Source organism: Mesorhizobium sp. B2-9-1 (assembly GCF_006439455.1).
Classification (GTDB): Bacteria; Pseudomonadota; Alphaproteobacteria; order Rhizobiales; family Rhizobiaceae; genus Mesorhizobium.
The window spans coordinates 278,018-301,638 of sequence record NZ_VFTP01000004.1; the positions used below are offsets into that span (position 1 = coordinate 278,018).

At 62.8% G+C, this 23,621-nt stretch carries 28 protein-coding genes; 13 read left to right on the top strand and 15 right to left on the bottom strand.

All coding sequences use genetic code 11. From position 1 onward, the window contains the following. Positions 1-110 precede the first annotated feature (110 nt). Positions 111-461 carry a DUF982 domain-containing protein gene (locus FJW05_RS11455; RefSeq protein WP_095768289.1) on the top strand — a complete coding sequence of 117 codons (351 nt, stop codon included), beginning with the start codon at positions 111-113 and terminating at the stop codon, positions 459-461. Between the two features lie 187 nt (positions 462-648). Here FJW05_RS11455 and FJW05_RS11460 read toward each other — a convergent pair whose 3' ends face one another. Both FJW05_RS11460 and FJW05_RS11465 read right to left on the bottom strand, forming a co-directional pair. Further along, positions 649-870 (bottom strand): hypothetical protein, encoded by a 222-nt coding sequence (locus FJW05_RS11460; protein ID WP_140541743.1) that lies wholly within the window; start codon positions 868-870, stop codon positions 649-651. Positions 871-1,085: 215 nt separating this feature from the next. After that, complete coding sequence (locus FJW05_RS11465; RefSeq protein WP_140541660.1) at positions 1,086-1,385, bottom strand: DUF1236 domain-containing protein; 300 nt, start codon at positions 1,383-1,385, stop codon at positions 1,086-1,088. Between the two features lie 249 nt (positions 1,386-1,634). Here FJW05_RS11465 and FJW05_RS11470 point away from each other — a divergent pair, with 249 nt between their 5' ends. Further along, a complete protein-coding gene (locus FJW05_RS11470) occupies positions 1,635-2,525 on the top strand; it encodes a DUF1236 domain-containing protein (protein ID WP_140631700.1) in 891 nt (296 codons plus the stop codon). Between the two features lie 282 nt (positions 2,526-2,807). Next, a complete protein-coding gene (locus FJW05_RS11475; RefSeq protein WP_246673354.1) occupies positions 2,808-3,152 on the top strand; it encodes an exopolysaccharide production repressor protein in 345 nt (114 codons plus the stop codon). A gap of 83 nt (positions 3,153-3,235) precedes the next feature. Here the strand turns inward: FJW05_RS11475 and FJW05_RS11480 are convergent, their stop codons facing one another. Beyond that, a complete protein-coding gene (locus FJW05_RS11480; RefSeq protein ID WP_140631703.1) occupies positions 3,236-3,643 on the bottom strand; it encodes a hypothetical protein in 408 nt (135 codons plus the stop codon). Positions 3,644-4,063: 420 nt separating this feature from the next. Here FJW05_RS11480 and FJW05_RS11485 point away from each other — a divergent pair, with 420 nt between their 5' ends. Further along, complete coding sequence (locus tag FJW05_RS11485; protein WP_246673373.1) at positions 4,064-4,486, top strand: transposase; 423 nt, start codon at positions 4,064-4,066, stop codon at positions 4,484-4,486. 340 nt (positions 4,487-4,826) lie between these two features. Here the strand turns inward: FJW05_RS11485 and FJW05_RS11490 are convergent, their stop codons facing one another. Continuing rightward, entirely contained in the window at positions 4,827-5,453 is a 627-nt protein-coding gene (locus FJW05_RS11490) for a cytochrome b/b6 domain-containing protein (RefSeq protein ID WP_246673356.1), read from the bottom strand. Positions 5,454-5,565: 112 nt separating this feature from the next. Here FJW05_RS11490 and FJW05_RS11495 point away from each other — a divergent pair, with 112 nt between their 5' ends. Further along, positions 5,566-6,108 carry a J domain-containing protein gene (locus FJW05_RS11495; RefSeq protein ID WP_140631709.1) on the top strand — a complete coding sequence of 181 codons (543 nt, stop codon included), beginning with the start codon at positions 5,566-5,568 and terminating at the stop codon, positions 6,106-6,108. Between the two features lie 652 nt (positions 6,109-6,760). On the opposite strand, the gene FJW05_RS27405 is transcribed toward FJW05_RS11495, so the two are convergent. From FJW05_RS27405 to FJW05_RS11530, 6 genes are all read right to left on the bottom strand, one after another. After that, complete coding sequence (locus FJW05_RS27405) at positions 6,761-7,651, bottom strand: hypothetical protein (protein WP_246673357.1); 891 nt, start codon at positions 7,649-7,651, stop codon at positions 6,761-6,763. A 231-nt stretch (positions 7,652-7,882) separates the two neighbouring features. Beyond that, positions 7,883-8,128 (bottom strand): hypothetical protein, encoded by a 246-nt coding sequence (locus tag FJW05_RS11510; protein WP_140631717.1) that lies wholly within the window; start codon positions 8,126-8,128, stop codon positions 7,883-7,885. A gap of 118 nt (positions 8,129-8,246) precedes the next feature. Further along, a complete protein-coding gene (locus FJW05_RS27410; protein WP_181164911.1) occupies positions 8,247-8,576 on the bottom strand; it encodes a hypothetical protein in 330 nt (109 codons plus the stop codon). A 72-nt stretch (positions 8,577-8,648) separates the two neighbouring features. After that, a complete protein-coding gene (locus FJW05_RS11520) occupies positions 8,649-9,080 on the bottom strand; it encodes a TadE/TadG family type IV pilus assembly protein (protein WP_140631720.1) in 432 nt (143 codons plus the stop codon). Then, positions 9,055-9,504, bottom strand: a complete 450-nt coding sequence (locus tag FJW05_RS11525; protein ID WP_246673361.1) for a TadE/TadG family type IV pilus assembly protein — start codon at positions 9,502-9,504, stop codon at positions 9,055-9,057. The genes FJW05_RS11520 and FJW05_RS11525 overlap by 26 nt, the downstream gene beginning before the upstream one ends. Continuing rightward, positions 9,501-10,751 carry a pilus assembly protein TadG-related protein gene (locus FJW05_RS11530; protein ID WP_140541669.1) on the bottom strand — a complete coding sequence of 417 codons (1,251 nt, stop codon included), beginning with the start codon at positions 10,749-10,751 and terminating at the stop codon, positions 9,501-9,503. The genes FJW05_RS11525 and FJW05_RS11530 overlap by 4 nt, the downstream gene beginning before the upstream one ends. A 280-nt stretch (positions 10,752-11,031) precedes the next feature. Here FJW05_RS11530 and FJW05_RS11535 point away from each other — a divergent pair, with 280 nt between their 5' ends. Continuing rightward, positions 11,032-12,249: a TadE/TadG family type IV pilus assembly protein gene (locus FJW05_RS11535; RefSeq protein ID WP_140631722.1), complete on the top strand. Its 1,218-nt coding sequence runs from the start codon at positions 11,032-11,034 to the stop codon at positions 12,247-12,249. Positions 12,250-12,288: 39 nt separating this feature from the next. Here the strand turns inward: FJW05_RS11535 and FJW05_RS11540 are convergent, their stop codons facing one another. Then, positions 12,289-12,540, bottom strand: coding sequence for a hypothetical protein (locus FJW05_RS11540; RefSeq protein WP_348639810.1), 252 nt, complete (start codon positions 12,538-12,540; stop codon positions 12,289-12,291). A gap of 51 nt (positions 12,541-12,591) precedes the next feature. Continuing rightward, positions 12,592-12,825 carry a polymerase gene (locus FJW05_RS11545; protein ID WP_140631725.1) on the bottom strand — a complete coding sequence of 78 codons (234 nt, stop codon included), beginning with the start codon at positions 12,823-12,825 and terminating at the stop codon, positions 12,592-12,594. Between the two features lie 378 nt (positions 12,826-13,203). On the opposite strand from FJW05_RS11545, the gene FJW05_RS11550 reads away from it, so the two are divergent. The 4 genes from FJW05_RS11550 (at position 13,204) to FJW05_RS11565 (ending at position 17,458) form a co-directional block, all read left to right on the top strand. Next, positions 13,204-13,584: a cupin domain-containing protein gene (locus FJW05_RS11550; RefSeq protein WP_140541672.1), complete on the top strand. Its 381-nt coding sequence runs from the start codon at positions 13,204-13,206 to the stop codon at positions 13,582-13,584. Positions 13,585-13,854: 270 nt separating this feature from the next. Further along, positions 13,855-15,117 carry a DNA polymerase IV gene (dinB, locus tag FJW05_RS11555; RefSeq protein ID WP_140631727.1) on the top strand — a complete coding sequence of 421 codons (1,263 nt, stop codon included), beginning with the start codon at positions 13,855-13,857 and terminating at the stop codon, positions 15,115-15,117. Positions 15,118-15,337: 220 nt separating this feature from the next. Then, entirely contained in the window at positions 15,338-16,576 is a 1,239-nt protein-coding gene (locus FJW05_RS11560) for a patatin-like phospholipase family protein (protein ID WP_140631730.1), read from the top strand. A gap of 177 nt (positions 16,577-16,753) precedes the next feature. Continuing rightward, positions 16,754-17,458, top strand: a complete 705-nt coding sequence (locus FJW05_RS11565) for an SDR family oxidoreductase (RefSeq protein WP_140631732.1) — start codon at positions 16,754-16,756, stop codon at positions 17,456-17,458. 44 nt (positions 17,459-17,502) lie between these two features. Here FJW05_RS11565 and FJW05_RS11570 read toward each other — a convergent pair whose 3' ends face one another. From FJW05_RS11570 to FJW05_RS11580, 3 genes are all read right to left on the bottom strand, one after another. Next, a complete protein-coding gene (locus FJW05_RS11570; RefSeq protein ID WP_140631736.1) occupies positions 17,503-17,733 on the bottom strand; it encodes a hypothetical protein in 231 nt (76 codons plus the stop codon). Positions 17,734-17,802: 69 nt separating this feature from the next. Continuing rightward, positions 17,803-18,033, bottom strand: a complete 231-nt coding sequence (locus FJW05_RS11575; protein ID WP_140541677.1) for a hypothetical protein — start codon at positions 18,031-18,033, stop codon at positions 17,803-17,805. Between the two features lie 157 nt (positions 18,034-18,190). Then, a complete protein-coding gene (locus FJW05_RS11580) occupies positions 18,191-18,634 on the bottom strand; it encodes an SRPBCC family protein (RefSeq protein ID WP_140631739.1) in 444 nt (147 codons plus the stop codon). Positions 18,635-19,089: 455 nt separating this feature from the next. On the opposite strand from FJW05_RS11580, the gene FJW05_RS11585 reads away from it, so the two are divergent. Genes FJW05_RS11585 through FJW05_RS11595 form a run of 3 tightly spaced genes read left to right on the top strand, consistent with a single transcriptional unit; the run spans position 19,090 to position 23,585 of the window. Beyond that, a complete protein-coding gene (locus FJW05_RS11585) occupies positions 19,090-20,514 on the top strand; it encodes a family 16 glycosylhydrolase (RefSeq protein ID WP_140631742.1) in 1,425 nt (474 codons plus the stop codon). Between the two features lie 12 nt (positions 20,515-20,526). Beyond that, a complete protein-coding gene (locus tag FJW05_RS11590) occupies positions 20,527-22,272 on the top strand; it encodes a type I secretion system permease/ATPase (protein WP_140631745.1) in 1,746 nt (581 codons plus the stop codon). Continuing rightward, complete coding sequence (locus tag FJW05_RS11595; RefSeq protein ID WP_140631746.1) at positions 22,269-23,585, top strand: HlyD family type I secretion periplasmic adaptor subunit; 1,317 nt, start codon at positions 22,269-22,271, stop codon at positions 23,583-23,585. The genes FJW05_RS11590 and FJW05_RS11595 overlap by 4 nt, the downstream gene beginning before the upstream one ends. The last annotated feature ends 36 nt before the right edge of the window (positions 23,586-23,621 follow it).

Sequence of the window (23,621 nt, forward strand, 5' to 3'; positions counted from 1 at the left end):
TGTTGTTCCGTCAGCGGCGACTAATTGATTTGGCGGAACCTTCGCATCGGCTCCGCATTGGAAGGCATTGAAACTGCCCAAGTCTTTGAAATCCAAAGGATGCCGCAGTCATGCAGGAAGGCTCCATCAGAAGCGACATCGAACTTCGGCCCCCCGTGGCCATCGCGGTGGGTGCCGGCTTCAAGCGCGAGATCGCCTCTCTTACCGCGATGCAGAACTTTCTCAAGGAATGGCCCCAGGCCATGCGGGGCGGCAGCTACGCCAACGCATTCCGCGCCTGCGAGGCGGCGCGGAGCGGAGAGATCGATCTCGACAAGGCGCGGCAGGCGTTCCTGGTCTTCGCGCGGAAGGCCGGGATCGAATGGACAGGCGCCGATCCCGTCGCGGTGTTGCGCGAAGCGAAGATCAGGCGAATCCGGGCACGCGAGAGCCGGGCACCAAACCGGCACGTGCCTGGCTAGGCCCAGCCTCGACGCGTTCGGACTCACGCCATGCGACCGGCGTTGTCCTGCAAGCTTTGGGATTTGGCCGGCTGATCCTGGGAGCAAGCCGGGCGCCTCCCGGCGTCCATTTTGCTTTGCCTGCAGACCGCCGCCTCCCCGGCTGACGGTCGGCTGAATCGATCCGGGATCTCGATTGGTGGCCCTGTCAGTTCGGCGCCGATTCGCCCAGCGCCTCGGCAACGAAGGACGCGGCGATCAGATCGTCGGCCTCAATGCGTAGGGAGCCCTCGCCGCCCCCCATGATCGCCGCGACCTTCTGGAAAGCCTTCATCTCATGCTCGGTGATCCGGGCGTCTTGCATCCTGGCTTTGAGATGGGCAACACGCATCCCGAGCGAACGGGATGTTCCGATTTCTCGTTTCGACATGTTGGTCAAACTCCTCCTCGCCCCGCCCGTACTTGTTCGCCACCGCCCGTATCACGTTGCCATTGGTTTGTGGTGTCTATGAGACAACGTGAACCAGAGCCGCTAACTCAAGCGCTGAGGGAAGGTTCCGTTAGCACATGGTAACAAAATAATAATCGGTTAACGGCCCGTCGCCGTAACCAGGCGGCGGGCCATCCGATTTGGTGCGCTATCGATCAATCGAGGACCTTGACGATCTTGCGGGTACCGGGGTCGACGATCACCGTCCGGTTATCGACGACGACGTAACGGTATTTCACGTTCGGCACTTCGTGTAATTCGACCGTATCGGGAAGCGTGCTGCCGACGTTCAGCTCGACGCCCGGAATCTTAACCGAGGCCAAGGGCTGTTTATGCACGTATTCCTTGATCACGGTTTCCTGCTCCGGCGCGATCACGACATCCTGCGCGGCAGCAGCGCCAATGCCAGCAAGAAGCAGGAAGCCAGCGGCGGCGGAGGTGAGGTGCATTTTCATTGGTCGTCTCTCCTATGTGGATCTGAATCGAATCGCCTGAATGCTGCGCCTGCGATTTTCCACAGCGGGTCGGCATTGCCGTAACGCCGTTCGCCTACCCTTGTTCCTGCAAAACTGGACCGGCGCCTGCAAAAACAACTGCCGCCGTGTTCCGCGATCATCGCCTCCGACCGTGGCACCAATTTCGGAACAATGCGTTTCGGGCTGGGTTACCCATCCGAAGGGACCGACTTTCCGAGGAGAAATCCAATGAAACATCTGCTGATCACAAGCATGATCGCGCTCGGCGTCGGTTGCGGCGCCGCGATGGCGCAGACCGAGTCCGCGCAGCCGAGCGGCGGCGACAATAATTGCACGGCCGGCACGGCCAATTGCCAAAAGGGCGGCAAGACGGGCGGCCAGGCCCAGGGTGAGATGAAGTCGCAAACCCAGCAGAACGCCCAGGGCAAGGCCGGCGCAAACACCGAAGAGCAGGCTCAAGGCAAGACCAAGATGAAGACCGACGAGCAGGCTCAGGGTCAGTCAGGCGCCAATACTGACCAGAACGCCCAGGACAATACACAGCTGAAGAAGAAGCAGGCGCAGGGCAAGACTGGCACCAGCACCGAGCAGAACGCCCAGGGCACCACCAAGATGCAGACTGAGCAGAATGCCCAGGGCAAGACCGGTACGACCACCCAGCAGAATGCCCAGAACAAGACGAAGACCCAAACCGATCAGCAGGCTCAGGGTAAGACTGGCACGACCACCGAGCAGAACGCTCAGGGCACCACCAAGATGCAGACTGAGCAGAACGCCCAGGGCAAGACCGGTACGACCACCCAGCAGAACGCCCAGGGCAACACCAACGTCGAGACCGACCAGAACAAGACGGCGTCGATCAATAACGTGACGGTGGAACAGAAGACGCAGATCACGCAGGTCATTCATGAGAGCCATGTCGAACCGGTTCGCGACGTCAGCTTCGACATCTCCGTCGGCGTCGAGGTGCCGCGCCATAAGGTGCGTCTGCACCGTCTGCCGGCCCGGATCGTCAAGATCGTTCCGGCTTATGAAGACTATGAGTATTTCGTCTTGGCCGATGGACGCATCGTCATCGTCGACCCGGACACCTACAAGATCGTAGTGATCCTGAGCTGATCCAGTCAGCACAGTGGACAAAGGCCCGCCCAGGTGGCGGGCCTTTCTTTGCGAAGAGGCGTCAAAACAGCAGGCAGTCGCCCGCATTCACTGTGGTCCATCAGGCATGACTAGAATGTCGTCGGCTGTGGAACGATCCGGCGCAATTCCCAGTTGTCACAACGGAAGTCCTGCGTCCGTCGTCCCTGTCAAGGTCGGACGAAAGGGCAATGGGGCCGCCGGCAAATCGTTCAAGCTTGCGGTCCACCCGGAAAAGGTGCATGGGTCAAAATGGGTAGAGATATGGGCGAGATCGTCGTTGACCGAACGGGGTCGCGGCGCTCGAATGGGCAGATGTATTTTCCGCAGTTTCTTGTGGGAATGGTGGTTACGCTTCTGGTGGTCCTCGGTTGGATGTTTGCATCCACGGGATCTGTCTGGGCGGCATTGGGCTGGACAGTGCTTGCCGCCGTCATTCTGCAGGTGGGCTATTTCGCAGCGGTGCTGTGGCTCATCCAGCGCGAAGGCGCGACCGACGAGGCCAAGTCTAGCGAGGGCGCTGCCTCGCCCGCCAAATTGCCCGGCCCGTTCGAGCGGGACGGCATCATCCAGGCGCTACTGTCGCGCCTGTTTCCAAGGTTACCCTGAGCCACAGGCAGACAAGCGCGTCGCATAGCCTGGCGCGGAAGGCCAAGCGGCGCAAAAGCCGCTCGGCTATGAGGGACGTATCCTCAGCGGGTGGCGGTAGCCGTCGTTGAGCGCACCGTCTCCGGGGACGAGAAGACGACGAGGCCGAAGACCAGCACCGCGGCGGCGACGATCAGCGAGCCGATCGCCACGACCGGCTCGATCTCCGGGTGGCCTGCCGCCAGCATCCAGTAGAGCGCCGGCAGCATGATCACGATGCCGACCGTATAGAGGCCGTAATGGATCATGGCGATGCGGCGCTCGGCCTTGGCCGGGTTGAGCGCATAGTAGCCGCCGAAGATGGCGCTGGTGACCCAGCCAAGAAGGTTGATGTGAGCATGCGCCGGAAACGCACCGTGATCGCCCGAAATCGCCATCTGCAGTCCGGCGGCGACTCCCAGGATGAGAAAGACGATGGCCGTCTTGAAGAAGAGTTCCGATACCCGTGGCATTTGTTGTCCTCCCAATGCCTTTGCAGATCCGACTCTATGAAGTCTACATCGTGCAAGCCATATTAGCCATGACGCACCTAGTGGCTCTGCACAGGGATTATGACGGTTGCCGTTTGTCTTGGTGTGAGATTTTCCGTTCATGTCCGTGAAGTCAGCGCAAACGCTGGGGATTGGCTGAAGCCGCCCCAACCTCGTCATTCTATGGCGGAGCAAGGAGCGCAGCGACGCGCGCAGACCATAGAATCCTGTGTGTTGGTTCTGGTGTATGGTTGAAGTGGGAAGGAGACCGAATGAATCCTGGTCGTCCTTTCGGACAGGCCGTGGCATGGCTCGGTCCCTTCCCACCGGTGAACCATCAACCTGAACAGTTGCACGGGGCTGTCTCAAACCAGACCCCGCACCACAGGAAGAGGCGTGGATATGATAGCCCAGAACTATGTCGGCTGCGACATCTCCAAGCAGTGGCTGGACTTTTTTGATGAGACAAGCGGCCGTCTTCGGCGCATCGACAACCAGGCCGATGCGATCGCGGCCTACGTGGCGGGGCTTGATCCCAGCCGCGACTTCGTCGTCATGGAGGCGACAGGCGTCCATGACCGGCTGCTGCGCCATGCGCTGGCCAAGGCCGGCATGCCATTCTCGCGGCACAACCCGGCGCACACCCAGCACTATTCGAAGTCGACCAGACGGCGCGCCAAGACCGATCCTCTCGACGCCAGGATGCTGAGCGACTACGGCCGTCGCTATCAGCCTGAGGCCGAGCCGGCGCCACGCGAAGAAGGTAACGGCATGGATTCCAGGGTCTTCGCGACGGAGCTTCGCTCCTGCTCCGCCCTGGAATGACGATCGCGCTGGGCCAATCTCCAACCCATGCCGCCTGCCAATGCAAACGGAGCCGACCGGTCAAAATCCCTGTGCAGTGCCACTAGGTCGGCGTCGCTGCCGTGAGGTTTGGCGGCGGTTTTGAAAAAAATGGCTCGCCTCCTTCGAAGCGAGCCGAAAGGGAGCCGGGCTTGAGGTCGGCTCCATCCAGGTTGCCACCTGAATTCCAAGCAGAGCTAACGTAATAGAGCCCGGAATTTATCCCACCGCAACGGGGCAAAGGTTTTTCCGACGCGCGGCCGCTAGCCTTTGCCGATCGGCCATCGGACACAAGACGCCGCCGGCCAGCATATTTCCCCGATCAGCCAGCGGGCGAAAGCATGCGCTTCAGCGTCCCGTCCCTCAGCCAGAGCTGATGGTAGAGCGCCGCCACGACGTGGACGGCGATCAGCACGATGAATGCGGGCTTGGCAAGCGAATGGATGTCACCCCAAGGGTCGCCCTGATAGAACGCAAGAAGCCCGATTGCCGGCGTCGCCAGCAACAGCACATAGAACAGGCCGTGCGATGCATGCGCGGCGACCCGCATCCATCTCGATCCATGACCGGCGGGGGCCGGCACGCCGGATGCCAGCCTGAGGAGCAGTCGAACAAGCACAAGCGCAAGAACGGACAGGCCGACCCAGTAATGAGCTGAGCCTAGCGCCTGGTCGGTGGCCGATACCGGCTGGCCGTCTTCGGCGGCGTCCACGACGACCGTCATGCTCTCACCGAAGAAGAGCTGAAATAAAACCAGCGCTGCAATCAGCCAATGCAGCGCGATCTGAAAAATTGAATATCCATGTCTGGTTTCCATCGCGTCCGTTCCCCTGAATACAAGGCGTCCCACGCCTTCACGTTGTTGAATAGTCATGAGGACGGTGGCCGAATTTGGCTCGAAAGCTCCCGCAATTGTGGCCGCAACGTTACATTTTCGTATGGCGGGCATTCGCGCCGGCCTTGGCGGTTCGAGACCGGGACCGGCGCCTTGCAAGCGCGCAGCATTTGGGCAATGCTTGGGACCGGGGGAGTGGTTTCCGTAGTTTCGGAAGCGCGATTACATGTTCATCGACTACTACGAAATTCTGGAAATAAGCCCGAACGCCAATTCCGAGACCATCGAGCGGATCTTCCGCTACTTTGCCATGCGCTATCACCCCGACAATCGGGAAACCGGCAATGAATCGCGCTTCAGCGAGATCGTTGAAGCCAACAATACACTCCGCGACCCCGTCAAACGGGCTCAATACGATATCCTTTACCGCGAGCATCTGGGTCTTCGTCACGAACTCACGGAAGCAGCGCGCGACGGCGGTGGCATGGAGCGGGATTCCGTCATCCAGGCCAATCTGCTGTCGCTTCTCTATGTGAGGCGCCGGCGGGACGTCAACAATCCGGGCATCGGCGACGACGAACTCGAGCGCCTGTCCGGTTGCCCTCGCGAGCATCTGGAGTTCCACCTGTGGTACCTCAAGGCGAAGGGCTTCATCGGCAGGACCGAGAACGGCACGTTCGCGATCACCGTGGAAGGCATAGATCACGCCGGGGTCAAGCAGGGCCGGGATCGCCCTGACGTCACCCGCCTGCTCGATCACGCCGAATGAGCCGGTTTGCGTCGCCCAGATCGTCAAAGGCCCGCCTGCTGGCCTGAACCAGCGGCGGCCACGACGAAGGAACAGCTACATGCCATGCGCCATGGAGGACAAGAACAGCGTCAGTGACTAGTTCCCCGACGCAGGGATTTTGAAAGGTTGCCGTTTGTCTGGTGCAAAATTTCCATTCATTTCCGTGAAACCAGCACAAACCGCCGGGGATTGGTTGAAGCCGCCCCAACCTCGTCATTCTATGGCGGAGCAAGGAGCGCAGCGACGCGCGCAGACCATAGAATCCATTCCGTGACTTGGAAGCGCCGCCTCGGTGCAAGATTTTGCTCCGTTGCACGCCTTGGCGAAGGTAGCGGCATGGATTCCAGGGTCTTCGCGCGTCGCTTCGCTCCTTGCTCCGCCCTAGAATGACGATCGCGATGGGCGTTTCGGCCAATCTCCAACGCATGCCACCTGCCAACGCAAACAGAGCCGACCGGTCAAAATCCCCTTGCAGTGCCACTGGGCGTTGTGCGCCATCGAATACAAGGCGACTGAGCTCCGGCGCACTGCCGAAATTGGCCCGGCGCGCCGCGCCCGTCGCCCTGTCAACAAAAAACCGCCGGGCGAGGCCCGGCGGCTTTCGCTCGCCCTCCGGTCGGTTCTTCCGGCCTTATGGGGTTGTTGTGGTTGTCGCCGTGGCCGCGGCTTGCGCGTCGATCTTGCCCGCCAAAGTATCCTTGGCCCAGGCGGTGACGTCGGCGTCGACCGGCTTGTTGGCCATGTCGGCAAGGGCCGCGTCCAAGGACTCATTGGTGGGAGGCAATGCGTTGTCAGCCGCTGCCTGCGCATCGGCGATCGCCTGGGCGTCAGTGGTGCTGATCGTATCGTTCAGCGCAGTGATCTCATTTTCGAGGTCAGTGATTGTCTGGGGCGAAGTGGTCGAATCGGCCTGCGCCGCGGCCAGATTTGTCTCGAGAGTCGCCAGGGTGGTCTGGTCGGCGGCCAGCTTGTCGTTTGCCGCCTCAAGCGCGGCCTGTGCGTTCTGGGCCGCCGCGGCCTGCGTCACATAGGCCTGAATGCCGGCGAACTTCTTGCTCTTGGAATTCATATAGGCGTTGATGTTGCGCTGCAGCGAGTTCAGCCGGCCGAGCTTGGCGTGAAGGTTTTTCTCTTTCGGCGTCGCGGCAGTCGTGGTGTCGTCGGTCGAGCTGTCGTCCGACGTGCTGTCGGTGCCCTTGTTGTGGCCGCTAGCCGAAGCTGACTTACCATGCGAGGCGCCACTGTTGCCTTTGCCGTTGCCACCGGCATTGCCGCCATTGTTGCCGTTACCGCCGCCGTTTCCGTTGCCGCCGCCATGGCCGCCGCCATTGCCATGGCCGCCGCCGTTACCGCCGGCGCCGGCAAGCGCGGGGGCGGCCGCGAGCGCGAGAATAGCAAGGGATGCCAGAAGTGTCGTTCGCAATGTCATTGTGCTTCTCCGCAGATAAATCGTCACTATCGCCCAACCGCTAGGCAGCCTCTTATGAGAATTTCCTAATGACGTCGGATAAACTTTAAGCAATTGCGGTCGCGAAATGAGAGCATAGCTGCCATCGCCCGGAAATTCTCGCGAAAACTCCCTTTAACACGTTGAAATTTAACGGAAATACAAAGGGCCGAACCTTCGTGGGCCGTTTGGAACAATGAGGGCCCTTGTCGTGCCAGACCATGGTCCCAAGAGGCAATTGCCGCCGCGACAATCCCCTGCAATCGGGAATATGTGGACCATCGGAACCCTGTCGTGAGGTCAAGGTTAAACAAGCGAAGGGACATTGCCTAAAAGGACAGTCATCATGAAACGAATTCTTCTCGTTGCCGCTTTTGTTGCTTTGTCCTGTGGTCTGGCTACGGCCCAATCGGGAACGTCGTCGGGCACCTCGTCATCGTCATCAACGACGACGATGCCCAGCAGCCAGAGCACAGACACGACCACGACTAACTCGACCAACTCGAATTCAGCGAAGGACTGCGCGCCTGGGCAGCAGACCGGCAGTGCCAAGCAGGCGGCCCCTGGCCAACAGGACACGAGCGCCAAATCCAACGCTCCCGGCCAGATGAAAACCACAACGGAAGGCTGCTAGCCACAAGGCGCAAGTGGGCCTGGCTTTTGCCGGCCATCAGGCGGAAGGATTTGGATCTTCCGTGCCATCAGTCTCGGTCGGCGTGTCGGTTGCCATCTCCGGCTCCTGACCTTCGCCTGAACCGGTCGGGGAAAGCACGGTCAGGTCCATCCGGGCGATCCGGGACGCGGATTTTCCTTGCGCATTCGGCTCGCCGGTGTCCGTCTCAAAGACCGAGGCTTTCGCGAGGTGGCCGACGCTTTCGGCGCGCTTGCCCGGGAAAGTTTCCGACGCCCGGGGTCTGCTCGCTTGATGCACGGCGCCTGGGCCGTGCTGGCTTCCAACAAGAGAGGTCATGGCTGCGCTCCTGATATTGGATGACAGCAAATCCCTAGCATTCCTGGCTGGCGCCAGCCCTGCAGCTTTTTAGAGAATTCTAAGATACATCCGTTCGTCCCCCTAGCCGCCGACCAGGGGCACGGTCACCGAGGTGGTGTAGCTGATTGGGTAATCGCTGAAATAGGGGAAGCTGATCACAAAGGCATAGCTGGCGTTGACGTGTGCCATGCGGAACCCGCCGCTCGCCGGATCGGTGTTGATGGTGACGTTCACATTCCGCAGGCCAAGCGCCTGAAGCTTCTGTGTGGCGACGGCCTGGATGTCGGCCTGCGTCAGCGTGTTGTTGAGCTGCAGGGAGCGCGCTGAGGCTTCGAGCGCGTAGCGCACGCTGGATACGCTGTTCATCGACCAGCCGAAGGCGAAAATGCCGAACAGGAGCATGATGAGAAAAGGCGCGACCAGCGCGAATTCGAGACCGGCGCCCCCCGCTTCATTAGCCGCAAATGCCGAAAGCCGGAGTCTTCGTTTAGCGCACACGGACCACCTGCACATGGCCGATCGCGGTATTGTCTGGGTATGGACCAAAGGTGAAGGGCGGGATCCAGGTGCCGGATGCCTGAATCTGGACGTAGACGGACGGCGCTTTCGGTCCACTGCATAAGGTCGACGCATCGACCACGGTGGTCCCGCACTTGTAGATGCGACTAATCGTAACCTGCGCGTCGGAAGGCTTGTTCTCCCAGCTCGCCAGCGCGACAGTCTGGGTCGCGCTGTCGTCAGCGGAGCCAGCCATCACGAGGTTGGCCGCCGTCTTCACGCCGGCGCGCATCGACAGCGAACCGTTAACATAGGACCAGCCGTCCATGATTCCGAGCAACGCCGCACATAGGACGGGCAAGACAAATGCGAGTTCCACCGCGGCGATGCCCGATTCATCGCGAATGGCCGGCATCAATCGACGGGCAGCGGATTTCACTCGACCACCGCGACCGACTGAGCGGCCGGGATGTCCTTCATCCCGAGGCTCGAGCAGTCCTGATTGATGGTCGAGTTGCCCGACCACTGGATGGTATCGGCAACGACCTGTGTGCAGCCATTCACGCCCGAGAAATTGCCGAGATAGTTGACCTGTTGCCTGGGAAAATAGATTGCGCCGGTCAAAAGCGAGGTCGCGGTGCCGTTGAAGGTGCTTTGCGCGGCGGTCCCCGTCCTGTCGCCGTAGAACAGCACGCCCGAATAGGTGCCCGTGGTCGGGGCGGCAAGCGTCACGGTGGCGTTGCCGTTCATGCTGACAGTGTTGCTGCCGGCCATGAAGATCGTAACGTCGCTGCCTTGGATGACGGCACTCGCATTGATCTTCAAGTCGCCCTGGACGACGTAAACACCGGGGGAAAGCGTGATATTGCCGTTGAGGCTCATGCCGCTGCAGTAGGTCCCGGGCTGGATCGTTTGCGTCGTCTTGTTGCCGTTGATCTTCTGGCATGGGCTCGTGGTCGCGGGAGCCGGCAAGCTGGCGAACGGATCGGCCGCCGGCAGCGCCTGGGTGATCGGGGCCTTGCAGACCATCGTTGGCGGATTGTTCAGCACCATGCCGCCGGCGCTAATCAGACAGTCGGTCTGGACAGCCGCCGAGCCCTGGATCTTGATTGCGTCGGAGGCGTTCGAATTCGCCATGTCAATGCAGCCGATTTTCTTCGCGTTGGTGCTGCCGGAGAAGAGCAACGCCTGCGAGGCCGTGAGACTGAGAGCTATGTCGCAAGCTTTCGAAGCGTCGGTGATCAGCGCCACCGCCCTCGCCCGCTCCGGCACCTTTGTCTGGGTGAAGATGGACGTGAAGATCCGGTCGAGATCCTGGTTAAGGATGACCTCGACCGCCTTCTTGGCCGTGTTCGGTCCCGACGCCGGCGGGGTGTTGACGACGATGGTGCCCGCACCAAGGCCATTCGAGGCGGCTGATGACGCGGCGGCGGCGGTGATGGCATCCGTGTTGGATCCGGCGATCTTTTCCAACGCGCCCGCATAGGCGGCCGCGTCGGCGATCGCCTGCAGCTTCAGGCTCGAATAGTACCAATAGGAGGTCTCGACGCCGAGCCCGGCGCCGCCGACGACGACCGGCAGGGTGAGCGCGAAAATGGTGGCGACATTGCCGCTCTTGCCTTCGCAAAAGCGTCGAAAAAAAAGTCGAGAAAAAAACTGTCTGAAGAAACGACCCGAAAAGGCCATGGCCGAGCGCGCCCAAGCTATCCCAGTCGTCAGGTCATCATTGCCATGTGAACGAATGCCTAATTATTTCGTTCGATTTTTGCCGGTGGGACCCTAGCACTCCGCTGCCCCCACCTTGCGCCGCGCACACTAAGACTTAAGGCCTATAAGACATCGGACTTAAGGTTTAAGTGCCGGTAAAACCATGCATTTTAGCTCTTTCTGCATTTTATCTATTTTGGAAATCGGCCGTAGAGACGGCGCGCATATCACATCTCGCAGGTCTGCGAGGATGGGGTCCATGTTGAGACGTTTTTTGGCATCGAGGCGCGGCAACTTTGCAATCGCGGCCGCGGTCGCCATGGTGCCGCTTATGCTTGGCGTGGCGGCATCCGTCGACCTGATAGGCACGAGCGACGACGCCGCGCAGTTGCAGAACTCGCTGGACGCGGCCGGCTTGGCGATCGGCACGAAATACCTGCCAGGCATGTCGGCAAGCGACGTGCAGCAACTCGGCCAGACCTTCTTCGCCGCAAATATGAGCGCAGCCGACGCGCAGGAGCTATCGGGCAGCCTCGCCGCCTTCCAGGCCAGCGCGAGCGGCAATCCGGGCGCCTATTTCATTTCGCTGTCGTCGAGCGTCAGCCGGCCGGCCTTCATCAGCGGCATGCCGGCCTGGCAGGCGACGCGCACCGCCTCGGTCAAGCTCAAGCCCGGCGCGCAAGCCTGCGTGCTCGCGCTCGATCAGCATGCCGGCGGCGCGGTCCACCTGCAGGGCTCGACCAATGTGGCGATGGACGGCTGCGTGATCGCGGCCAATTCAGACGCGCCCGACGCCGTCAACCGCGGCGGCTCGGCGATCCTCAGCGCCGGCTGCGTCTCGACGGTCGGCGGCACGCAAGGGCTGACGCCGCCGAACGCCACGCTTTCCTGCGGCGCGCCGCATGAGAACCAGTATGCTTCGTTCGATCCGCTGGCCGACGTCGTTCCTCCCGCCTACACGCTCTGCCTGCCGGTGCCCAATGGCAAAACGGTGACGCTCTCGCCGGGCACCTATTGCGACAAGACCTTGTCGGGAAAGATCACCCTCAATCCGGGCACCTACATCATGCGCAACGTCACCATAAAGCCGGGCGGCAACGGCAGCCTGAGCGGCCAGGGCGTGACGATCTTCCTGATGGAGAACTCACAACTCTATATCAACGCCAACGAGCAGGTGAACCTGTCGCCGCCCACCAGCGGCCCCTACGCCGGAATCACCATCTACCAGGCTCACGGCAACACCCAGGCGCTGACGCTGAACGGCGGATCGGGCTCCGTGGTCAGCGGCTTCATCTACGCCCCGGACGCCGTCATCACCTATGCCGGAAATTCGGACATGAACGCCCAGGGCAGTTGCCTGCGGCTGGTCGGCGATACCATCTCGATGACGGGAAACTCGGCCGTGAAATCGGATTGCACGGCCGAACTCGGAGGCCGGACGGCGTATGCGGGCCGGATGATCACCCTGGCGAAATGAGCGCCAACCTCCTCCGCCAGGAGGAGGGGGAGATTGCGCCTAGCCGACAATGTCCGCGCCCGCTCGCTCGTCGAAGAGCACGGCGCAGCCGCGCTTGAGCGCGACCTGCGTCAAGGCGTTGGCCGCGTCCTCATCCGACGAGACGAAATCGCCGGTCAGGACGCGCAACTCCTCGACGGCCCTCGACATCGGCACAATACGGCCGGCCGAACGGTCGCTCACGCAGGCGTCGATGACGCACAGAAGATCGATGAGGTCGAAATTGTCCATGGCGGCCTCCGCCAGCGCCATCCCTTCGTTCCGTCAACGGCCCGGGGCGCGGACTGGTTCCCGCGCCCGGTTTCATCCGCGCGGCCTGGCGGGCGCGAGCTTGAGATCGAAACGGGCCGGCAGGCATGGCTCGAGGCAGGCTCGGCGCAGCGATCCGGTCGCAATCGTATCGATCGGAAGAAGGATCACCATACGGGCCTGGCGCTCGGGCCAGAGCGGCCTGCCGAAGACGAAAAAGACGCCGCCGACCAGGCCGGCCAGAAGCAGCGCGGCAAACAGATTGGCGATCATCTTACCGGGTTGCACGGCCCGCAACTCCAGGAGCGGTTTCAGGGAAAGGCGTGCCCGCCATATCGCAGGAATAGCGGGCACGCCGTGGTCAACCGCCGATGAAGGGACTTTGTCCGGCGGCTTGCTAGCCAATGATTTTGGTGCCGTCGTTGTTTCCTGAAAATAGGCGTCTCAGGCCTCTGCGTTCGTGCGATGGGACTTCGGTCCGAAGATGGCCCGGGACCGTCGCCCGAGGGTCGGAATATCAGCCTCCCACGACAATGCGCCAAGCATTCGGCTGAACTCGCGGTCGCCTCAATTAATTAGCAATCGCTCATAATAAGGCTTATGAATACAGTCGCGGTCGCCGACGATCGCAACGTCAGGCGCCGCTTCACACATGGGAGGGATACCATGGCCGAAGTTGCAATGAAGGTGACGAAACTCGAATCCAAATCGCACAACAATCCCGACGAGGTCCGCGCGCCCGCCAAGACGCGTGTCGAGATCGTGCGGCTGCCGGGCTATACGCTCGGGCGGATGAACATGCAGCCGGGCTGGAAATGGTCCGAATGCGTGAAGCCGGTGGTCAAGACCGACAGCTGCCAAGTCTCGCATGTCGGCTATGCCGTGTCCGGCTCGATCACCATACGGATGACCGACGGCACGCAAAAGACCATCGAGGCCGGCACTTCCTACACCATCCCGCCCGGCCACGACGCCTGGGTGGAAGGCAACCAGCCGTTCCAATGCATCGAGGTGCTGAGCGCCGAACAATACGCCAAGCCGGCATAGCGCAGACAGTCGCAATTTACGTTCAGAAGCGAAGGAGGGATCGCCTCGCGAGGCGATCCCTCCTCAGCCTGCGGCGGCATCTCCCGCGCAAAGGTCACGCGCACAACCGGCGTTCTATCTGTGGCTGCGCCCCCAGTTGTGGAAACCTGCACGGCCAAGCGTGGTGGCTTGACAGAGAGCTTCTTTTGTTCTCTTTATGTTCCGTTAATTCCCCTTACAAAAGACGCAGCTAATGCTGCAATGCCACACAAATGGCCATGGGAGCGCGCGATGGCCGCCACGAACACCGCCGCGGCCGCCACCATCCTGCATGCCGACCTCGACGCCTTCTACGCCTCGGTCGAGCAGCTGCTCGACCCGTCATTGCGTGGCAAGCCGATCGCCGTCGGCGGAGGCGTGGTGCTGGCGGCCTCCTATGAGGCGAAAATCTTTGGCGTGCGCGGCGGCATGCCGGGCCGCAAAGCGCGCGAGCTCTGCCCTCAGCTCATCTTCGTCGGCGGTCATTTTTCCGAGTACCAGCGCCTCGGCGACGCCGCGATCAAGGTGCTCGACGATTTCACGCCGGCGGTCGAGCGCATCTCGATCGACGAGGCTTTTGCCGACGTCGCCGGCTGCACGCATCTGTTCGGATCGCCGCAAGAGATCGCGCGAAAAATCCGCGAGCGGGTGAAGGCCGAGCTCGGTCTGCCGATCTCGATCGGCGTGGCGCGGACGAAGCATCTGGCCAAGATCGCCTCGCAGGTGGCCAAGCCCGACGGGCTGGTGGTGGTCGAGCCCTGCAGCGAGCTCGCCTTCCTGCACGACCTGCCTGTCACGCTGATGTGGGGTGTCGGCCCGGCGACCAAGGCCAGGCTGGCCGAGATCGGCGTCGAGACGATCGGGCAGCTGGCGCGCACCCATAGCGGCGCGCTGGAGCGGCTGATCGGCCACGCCGCCGGCCAGAAGCTTGCCGCGCTCGCCTGGAACCGCGACCCGCGAAAACTCGAGACACACCGCCGCGCGCATTCTGCCGGCGCGCAATCGGCGCTCGGCAGGAAGCCGGCGGTGCCGCGCGTCTTCGTGCCGACGCTGCTGCATCTGGCCGACCGCGTCGCCAGCCGCCTGCGCGCCAAGGACCGGCCCGGGCGCACGGTGACGGTGCGGGTTCGCTTCGCCGATCTGCGGGCAGTGAGCCGCTCGATCACGCTCGACCAGCCGATCCAGGCGACCGCGATGCTGGCGGAGATCGCCGAGGAACTGGTGCGCGGCGTGCTTGCCGCCCATCCGGACGAGAGGGACATCTCGCTGCTCGCCATCTCCGTCTCGCATCTGGAGGAGCATGCCGAGCTGCAGCTCGAACTGCCGCTCGGGCTGGCGGACGAGAAGCTGAGGCCCGGCAGCCGCAAAGGTCTCGCACGCTTCGGCGCCGACCGGGCGATGGACAAGATCCGCCAGCGCTTCGGCAACGAGGCGGTCGGCTACGGCACGGTGGCGCTGGAAGGCCCGCGCTCGGTGCCGGACGGGTTTAGGGAATTGGCCGAGAAGGAGTTGTGAGTGGCTAAGGCATCTCCTCTGGCGGCATTGGAGATTGGCGAAAGCCTAGGCGCCGTCCGTGCGCTACGTACCGACCGCTTCGGGTAACCTCCCCATCCGTCGGCGCGGGCCGGTTTCCGATTTGTGAAGTTACGCGTTCCCCCACTTGCAAGAACATCGGTGCTGGGCTCGATTGCCCAAAGCCAGGCTTAAGGACGCCGGAGAGGCAAAGGGGGCCGCGATGGAGCCGATTGCGGCGGGATCACCACCGGACGCGGATGGCAGCGCGCCCGAGCGCTACGATCTCGGCCTCTGCCTGTCGGGCGGTGGCTACCGCGCCATGCTGTTTCATGCCGGCGCGCTATGCCGCCTCAACGAGGCCGGGCTGCTCCAGAAACTCGACATGGTAAGCTCGGTCTCGGGCGGCTCGATCGCCGCCGGGCTGCTGGCGGTGCTTTGGCCACGTTTCGCCTTCGTCGACGGTGTCGCCGCCAATTTCAATATCTATCTGGACAGGATCCTGGAGTTCTCGAAAGTCTTCCTCGACGCGCCGGCGATCCTCAAAGGTCTGCTCAACCCGTTTTCGAGCGCGGCGCGCGAAGTCGCCGCCTGCTACGAGAAACATCTGTTTGCCGGCTCGAGGCCGATGTTGAAGAGCCTGCCGGAAAAACCCTGGTTCGTGTTCTGCTCCAGCAATCTCGGCACCGGCTCGCTGTTCCGGCTGTCGCGGCGCTACATCGCCGACTATCGCATCGGCGTCGCCTACCAGGCCGACCTGCCGGTGGCTCTCGCGGTTGCCGCCTCTTCGGCCTTCCCGCCTTTCCTGTCGCCGCTGCGGCTCGACCTCACGCCCTTCGCGTGGAAGAACGACAAGCTCGACCCCTCTGTCGGCCCGCCGGTGCCGCCGCGGCGCGCCGTGCTCACCGATGGCGGCGTCTACGACAATCACGGCATCGAGCCGGCGCTGAAACGCTGCCGCTGGCTGCTGGTCAGCGACGCCGGCGCGCCGTGGCAGGCGTCGAGCGCCGGCTATCGGAACTGGTTCTCGCAGTTGAAACGCGTGCTCGACACCACCGACAATCAGGTGCGCTCGCTCAGGCGCCGCGATCTGGTGGCGCGCTTCCAGGCAGCCAAGGACGCCGACGATCGCGGCCTGGCCAACGACGCGACCCGGCCGGGCTATGCGGCGACGCGCGGCGTCTTCTGGTCGATCGCAAGCAAGCCCGACACGACCGAGCCGACCTTCGTGCAGACCGCCGCCACCGCGCCTGCCGATATCGGCACCTCGCTGCATTTCCTGGGCAGCGAAGAGACGGTCGACCTGGTGAACTGGGGCTATTGCGCCGCCGACCAAGCGCTGCGCGGCTGGTACGAGCCGGCAGTGGCTGCGGGCAAGGGCGTGCCGCTGAAAGCGGGCGACGTGAAGCCCGGGCGCTGCGCGCGAGTGTCGAGGATGTTGATGAGTGGCTTCAAGGTTTGAGGGTGCTCGAACCGCCAATCTCCCCTCTTGTGGGGGAGATCAAGCGCTCCGCCGTTTTCGCCAATCGTCATCTTGGCGCAATCCAAACCGGTTCGTGCTGGCATCCCCCCGTGCTAACAGGGACGCTTTGAACCTCCGGGCGGGTTCCGCCCCCTAACAGCCAGGATGGACAGCGACATGGCGATAGAAAAGGTAGCTTTGGTGACGGCGGGCGGCAGCGGCATGGGCGCAGCGGCGGCCAGGCGCCTGGCGGCGGACGGATTCAAGGTCGGCGTGCTGTCCTCCTCGGGCAAGGGCGAGGCGCTGGGCAAGGAGCTCGGCGGCTTCGGCGTCACCGGCTCCAACCAGTCGAATGAGGATCTGAAGCGCCTTACCGATGGCGCGGTGGAACGCTGGGGCCGCATCGACGTGCTGGTCAACAGCGCCGGCCACGGGCCGCGTGCGCAGATCATCGAGATCAGCGACGAGGACTGGCACAAGGGCATCGACACCTATTTCCTCAACGCCGTGCGCCCGACCCGGCTGGTGACGCCGGTGATGCAGAAGCAGAAGGGTGGCGTTATCATCAATATCTCGACCGCCTGGGCCTTCGAGCCGAGCGCGATGTTCCCGACGTCGGCCGTGGCGCGCGCCGGGCTTGCCGCCTACACCAAGATCTTCGCCGACACTTATGCCGCCGACAACGTCCGCATGAACAATGTGCTGCCCGGCTGGGTCGACAGCCTGCCGGCGACGAACGAGCGCCGCGAGAGCGTGCCGATGAAGCGCTACGGCACGTCGGATGAGATCGCCGCGACGATCTCGTTCCTCGCCTCGGACGGAGCCGCCTACATCACCGGACAGAACATCCGCGTCGATGGCGGCATCACAAGAGCAGTGTAAGCCGCACGGCCGAGGGACAGCGCCCGGCATAGCCGGGCGACACGTCATTTGCTGCGGCGACGATGCAGCAGCAAAAGAACACCAAGCAACGCAACGGCGGCGACCACGTTGCCCACAACGTTGTTCCAAAAACGCGCTGGGTCGTCCGCACACGAAATCCAGCTGAGCCTTCCCCGGATCTCTCCGGTCTTCAGGCCGCAAGCAAGGTTATAGATCGCGAAGGCGGCGAGTGCCGCCATCACGACAAAGACGGCGTCGTTTTTGTTGCGATCCATGGAGCACGTCTAGCTGCGTCCGATGAAATTTTGCTTATCGCGTGCGGACGACGCGGGCGGCGCTGCAAGTCATCCGGGTCTGCGGGAATTGAGCACCCACAGAAAGGCTATCGAAGCCACCAGGACGATCGAATTGCCGACCACGATGTTCCAAAAACGTGTCGGATCATCTGCCAAAGCGACCCAATGCAACTTGCCGCGGACTTCGCCTGTCTTGATGCCGCAGGCAATGTTGTAGATCGCGATGGCGGCGAGCGCCGCCATCAGCACAAACAGGTCATTGTTCTTGTTGCGATCCATGGGAGCGGCTTTTAACAGCACTTGGTGAAATTTTGCTTACCTTGGGTAAGGCGGCGGCCGGAAGACCGACCGCCGCCCGCTCTCATCTTGACGCAATTCCAGTAGGTTACGGCGAATGCGCCGGAACCTACGCACTTTTCCTGGAATTGCTCCGACCTTACTGGTTGATCTCGGGCTCGACGAGCTTGGCCAGGTTGCGCAGCGATTCCTGCCAGCCGAGATAGCAGGCCTCGGCGGGGATGGCGTCCGGGATGCCGGCCTGGGTGATGTTGATCTCGGTGCCTACCGAAACCTTCTTCAGGATCACGGTCACCTCGATCTGGCCCGGCAGGTTGGGATCGTCGAAGCGGTCGGTGTAGCGCAGGCGCTCGCTCGGAACCAACTCGACAAATTCGCCGCCGAAGGAATGGCTGTCGCCGGTGGTGAAATTGCGGAAGGACATCCTGTAGGCGCCGCCGACCTTGCCCTCGAACTCGTGGACCGTGCAAGTAAAACCGTTTGGCGGCAGCCATTTCGCCAGCGCATCGGCCTCGACGAACGCGCGGTAAACCTTCTCCGGCTTGGTCGCCAGGACGCGGTGCAGTTGAATGGTGCTCGGCATGTCTCGATATCCCTTTTCGGTTTGGCTGATCGATGGCCCAAGGACGGTTGGACTCCGGCCTATCCGACAGAGGCTGTCAAATTTTTTCTGCCCGCACCTACCGTGCGCCTTCCAATGCAGGAGCGGATATTAAGCTAGGATCAGGCTGGGCGTCCGCGGCGCGGGCTGGCCGGGCGGAGCTATCTCAAGCGCCGCTTCAGGCGGGCGTCGTTCTCGCGCAGCATGAGCGGACCAAAACCTTGCAAAAATTAAGTAAAATTGAAAACGGCTCGCCTCATAATTGTATTAGGCCTCACTTATTCTATCTGCATAAAATATCGATAAAAAAACCGGTAATTTTCACTGTACTAAATGCTTGTTTTCGGGAACGATAGCCCGTGCTGCAAGTTGGTTCGGATCAGGCACTTGAACTTGCAACGAGCCATCCGGGCGGGGCAGCGCGGAAGGAGTGTCCGATGAGTTTCGTTGTCAACGCGGTAGGCGTTCCTCTTTATTATAGCGGGGCTTCCAATCATTGGTTTTCGGCAACGTCCGGACCGACATTCAACGGCAGCAGCGGCAACGACTCCATCTGGGCCACCAGCGGCGTCAACGTCACCATGTATGGAGGCGCCGGCGACGACATCTATTACCTCTATTCGGCGGGCAACAAAGTGGTCGAGAACCCTGGGCAGGGCGTCGACACGATCAACACATGGATGAGCTACACGCTGCCGGACAATGTCGAAAACCTCGTCGTCACCAACGCTCACAACTACGCCTTCGGCAATGCGCTGGACAACATCATCACGGCCACGGCGGGCGGCCAGACGATCGACGGCGGCGCAGGCAACGATGTCCTGATCGACGGCGGCGGCGGCGCCGACACTTTCATCATCGCGAAGGGCAATGGGAGCGACTCGATCGTCAATTTCGCCTCGAACGACACCGTGCGTCTCGATGGCTACGGGTTCACATCGTTCGCGGCCATCCACCAGAACATGATCCAAGCGGGACCCAATGTGGTGCTGAACCTCGGATCGGGCGAGATCCTCGAATTCAAGAACATGACCATCGACAAGCTGCAGCCCAACCAGTTCGAGCTGCCGATCGACAAGTCCGGCATGACGCTGTCCTTCAGCGACGAGTTCAACACGCTCAATCTTCACAACGCCCAAGGCGGCACCTGGGACACCAATTTCTGGTGGGGGGCGCCGAACGGCAGCACGCTCACCCGAAATGGCGAGCTGCAGTGGTATATCGACGCCAATTACGCCCCGACCAGCTCGGTGCATCCGTTCAGCGTGCAGGACGGGGTCCTCACCATCACCGCGGCGCAGGCACCGGCCGACATCAAGCCGCTGATCAACAATTACGAATACACCTCCGGCATCCTGACCACGCATGACTCCTTCTCGCAGACCTATGGCTATTTCGAAATGAAGGCCGACTTGCCGGAACACGCCGGCGCCTGGCCGGCCTTCTGGCTGCTGCCGGAAGACGGCTCCTGGCCGCCGGAGCTGGACGTGATGGAGATGTACGGACAGAAACCGAATTCGCTGCTGATGACCGCGCACACCAACCAGACGGGCCAGCACACGATGGTCGGATCCACCGTGAACGTCATGGACACCGCCGGCTTCCATACCTATGGCCTCCTTTGGACCCCGGACAAGCTGGTCTGGACCTATGACGGCATGCAGGTCGCCGAAGCGGCGACGCCGTCCGACATGAACAAGCCGATGTACATGCTGGTGGATCTCGCGATCGGCGGCCAAGCCGGCGCGCCGCCCGACCATCTCGCCACGCCGGCCCAGATGAAGATCGACTATATCCACGCCTACACGCTGGATGAGCTGCAGCAGAGCCATTTGAACGTCACGGGCGAACACACAGCCTAGGCGGCCGAGCCAATGTCACAGGAGAGCGCTCCGGGTGCGATCAGGCAGGCCGGCCTGCGGCCGATGTTCCTGCGCGCCGTGACCGATGTTGGCCTGTTCTCGCTGCTCATCAACCTTCTGCTCCTGGTCATCCCGCTCTACCTGCTCCAGGTCTATGACCGGGTGCTGCCCTCCTCCAGCGTCGAGACGCTCGTCTATCTGTCGGTCATCGCAGTCGCGGCGCTCGGTTTCCTCGGCTTTCTCGACGCCGTCCGAGCCGTCTACACGCAGCGCGTCGCGGCGACGGTCAATGACAGGCTTGGCGCCAGAGCGTTCGCCGCTTCGCTCGGTTCCGGCAATGCGCCGTCGCCGCTCACCGACCTTGCCTCGGTCTGCGCCTTCATCCGCTCGCGCGGTGTTTCGGTGCTGTTCGACCTGCCCTTCGCGCCGGTCTTTCTTGGCCTGCTCTATCTTATCCATCCGCTGCTGTTCTGGGTCACGCTCGGCGGCGCCACGCTGCTGGTCATCCTGGTCGTGGCCAACCAGCTTGCTATCGGCAGGAACGATGCGCTCTCGGCGGAGCGTTCGGCCTTGGCCAGCCGGGCCGAGCAGGCCTTCGCCCGCAACGCCGAGACGCTGCGCGCCATGGGTATGGTGGAGAACGCCGCGCGCGCATGGGGCCGGCATGTGTCGGAGGCGCTTGCCCTGCATGACCGCTCGGCCGGCGCCAACGCGATCTTCAGCGGCGCTTCCAGGGCACTGCGCATGATGCTGCAGCTGGCGATCCTCGGCACCGGCGCCTGGCTGGTGCTCAAGGGCCAGATGACGGCCGGCATGATCTTCGCTTCCTCCCTGGTGTCGTCGCGCGCGCTGCAGCCGCTCGACCAATTGATTGGTTCCTGGCGGCAGCTCGGTGAGGCCAGGCGTGCCTGGACGCGCCTGGGGACCGCGCTCGCGGCGCAGCCGGCAGAGACGCGCAAGCTCGTCTTGCCCGACCCGACCGGCGCGATTTCGGCACAGGATCTTTTCTTCATCGCGCCAAATGCCGCCTTTGGCGCCGAACCCATTCTCAAGCGGTTGAATTTCGCGATTCAGGCCGGCGAGGCGGTGGCGATCGTCGGCCCAAGCGGTGCCGGAAAGTCGACGCTGGCGCGGCTGGTCGTCGGGGCCGCCCGGCCGAGCGGCGGTACGATCAGGATCGACGGCGCGGAGCTCAGGACATGGGACGAAAACCAGCTCGGCCGGCATATCGGCTATCTGGCGCAGGAGGTCGAGCTTTTCCCCGGCTCGATCGCCCACAACATCGCCCGCTTCGACGCGCAGGCGGACGACGCCGCGATCGTGGAAGCGGCAAAGCGCGCCGAGGCGCATGAGCTGATCCTTTCGCTGCGTGACGGCTACCAGACAATGATCGCCGGGACGCTGTCGGGCGGCGAACGGCAGCGGATCGGACTGGCACGCGCTTTCTACGGCAATCCGCGTATCCTGGTGCTGGATGAGCCGAGCACGCATCTCGACGGCGCCGGAGAGACGGCACTGGAAGCGGTGCTCGCGGCGGCCCGCGCTGCGGGCGTTACCACGATCGTGATCACGCATCGCCCCTCGATCGCCACGGCTTGCGACCGTGTGATGGTCTTGCGCGGCGGCGCGATCGAGGCGTTCGGACCGAGCGCCGAGGTGCTGCGCCAGCCGGGCAAGCAGCGGAACACGGTGGTCACAGGATCGTTCGCGCCGACCATCCGCGCCTCGCACAGCATCGCCACGGGTCCTGGACGATGACGCAGAGCCTCATCCTCGAAAGCCGCCCGCGCATTGACTTCCGGCGCACGGCCGTCGCCGGCTACGCGGCGATCGCGCTGATGGTCGGCGGCTTCGGCTTTTGGGCGGCGAGTGCGCCGCTGGCAGGCGCAGTGATCACGCAGGGCACAATCGCGGCGACCGGCGGCAACATCCTGATCCAGCATCGCGAGGGCGGCATCATCAGGCAGTTGCTGGCGCATGAAGGCGACCGCGTGCGGGAAGGCCAGGACCTCATCCTGCTCGACCGGACCGCCGCGGAAGCCGATCTCAACCGGCTGACGAGACAATGGATCGCGCTCAAGGCCAGCGCGGCGCGGCTGGAGGCCGAGCGCGACGGCCTCGCCACGCTGGCGCCGATCGCCGAGCCCGCGCCGGCGCCGTTCCAGCAGGAATTCGAAAACCTCATCCGCGAGCAGCAGAAGGAATTCGACGCCAGGCTTGCGCGGTTCCGGTCGGAGCGGTCGATCCTGGCGCAGCGCGTCGCCATGCATCGCGAGTCGGTCAAAGGGCTGAACGCGCAGAAGACGGCAATCGAGCAGCAGGCCGAGGTGGTGAAGAAGGAGCTCGGCATCAAGACCGACCTTCTGAACCGAGGCCTTACCGACCGCAGGGAATATTCGCAGCTTTTGCGCTCGGAGGCCGACCTCGTCGGCCAAGCCGGCGCGCTGGAGGCGGACCTCGCCTCGGCCAGCACGCAGATCGTGGAAGCGGAGGCGCAGACCGAACGCGCGACCACGCAGCGCGTCGAGGAGGCGCTGACGAAGCTCGACGATGTGCGCACCAACCTCGCAGACATCGAGGAGCGGATGCGCGCCGCGCAAGCGGTGCTGAAGCGCACGACGATCACCGCGCCGGCCGCGGGCATCGTCGTCTCCTCGACCTACAATTCGCAAGGCAGCGTGGTCGCGCCCGGCGAAAAGATCATGGAGATCCTGCCCACGACCTCGGGCCTGGTGGTCGACGCCAGGCTGCGGCCGAAGGACATCGACCAGGTGCATGTCGGCCAGCAGGCAAAGCTCCGGCTGTCGGCGCTCAACACGCGCCTGACGCCGGAAGTCCCGGCCACGGTGAGCGAGATCTCTGCCGACCGGTTGATCGACGAGGCCACCCACGAACCCTATTTCCGCGCCAGGCTGAAGATCGCTGATGCCCTGCCCCCCGGCGTGAAGGCGGACCAGCTCTATCCCGGCACCCCGGTCGACACCTTCATCAGCACCGGCAACCGGACCTTCTTCGAGTATCTGGTACGCCCGATGATGGACTCGTTCGCACGGGCGTTCAGGGAAAGGTAGGGCAGCCCTTCCGGCCGCCTCGGAACGACCGTTTTG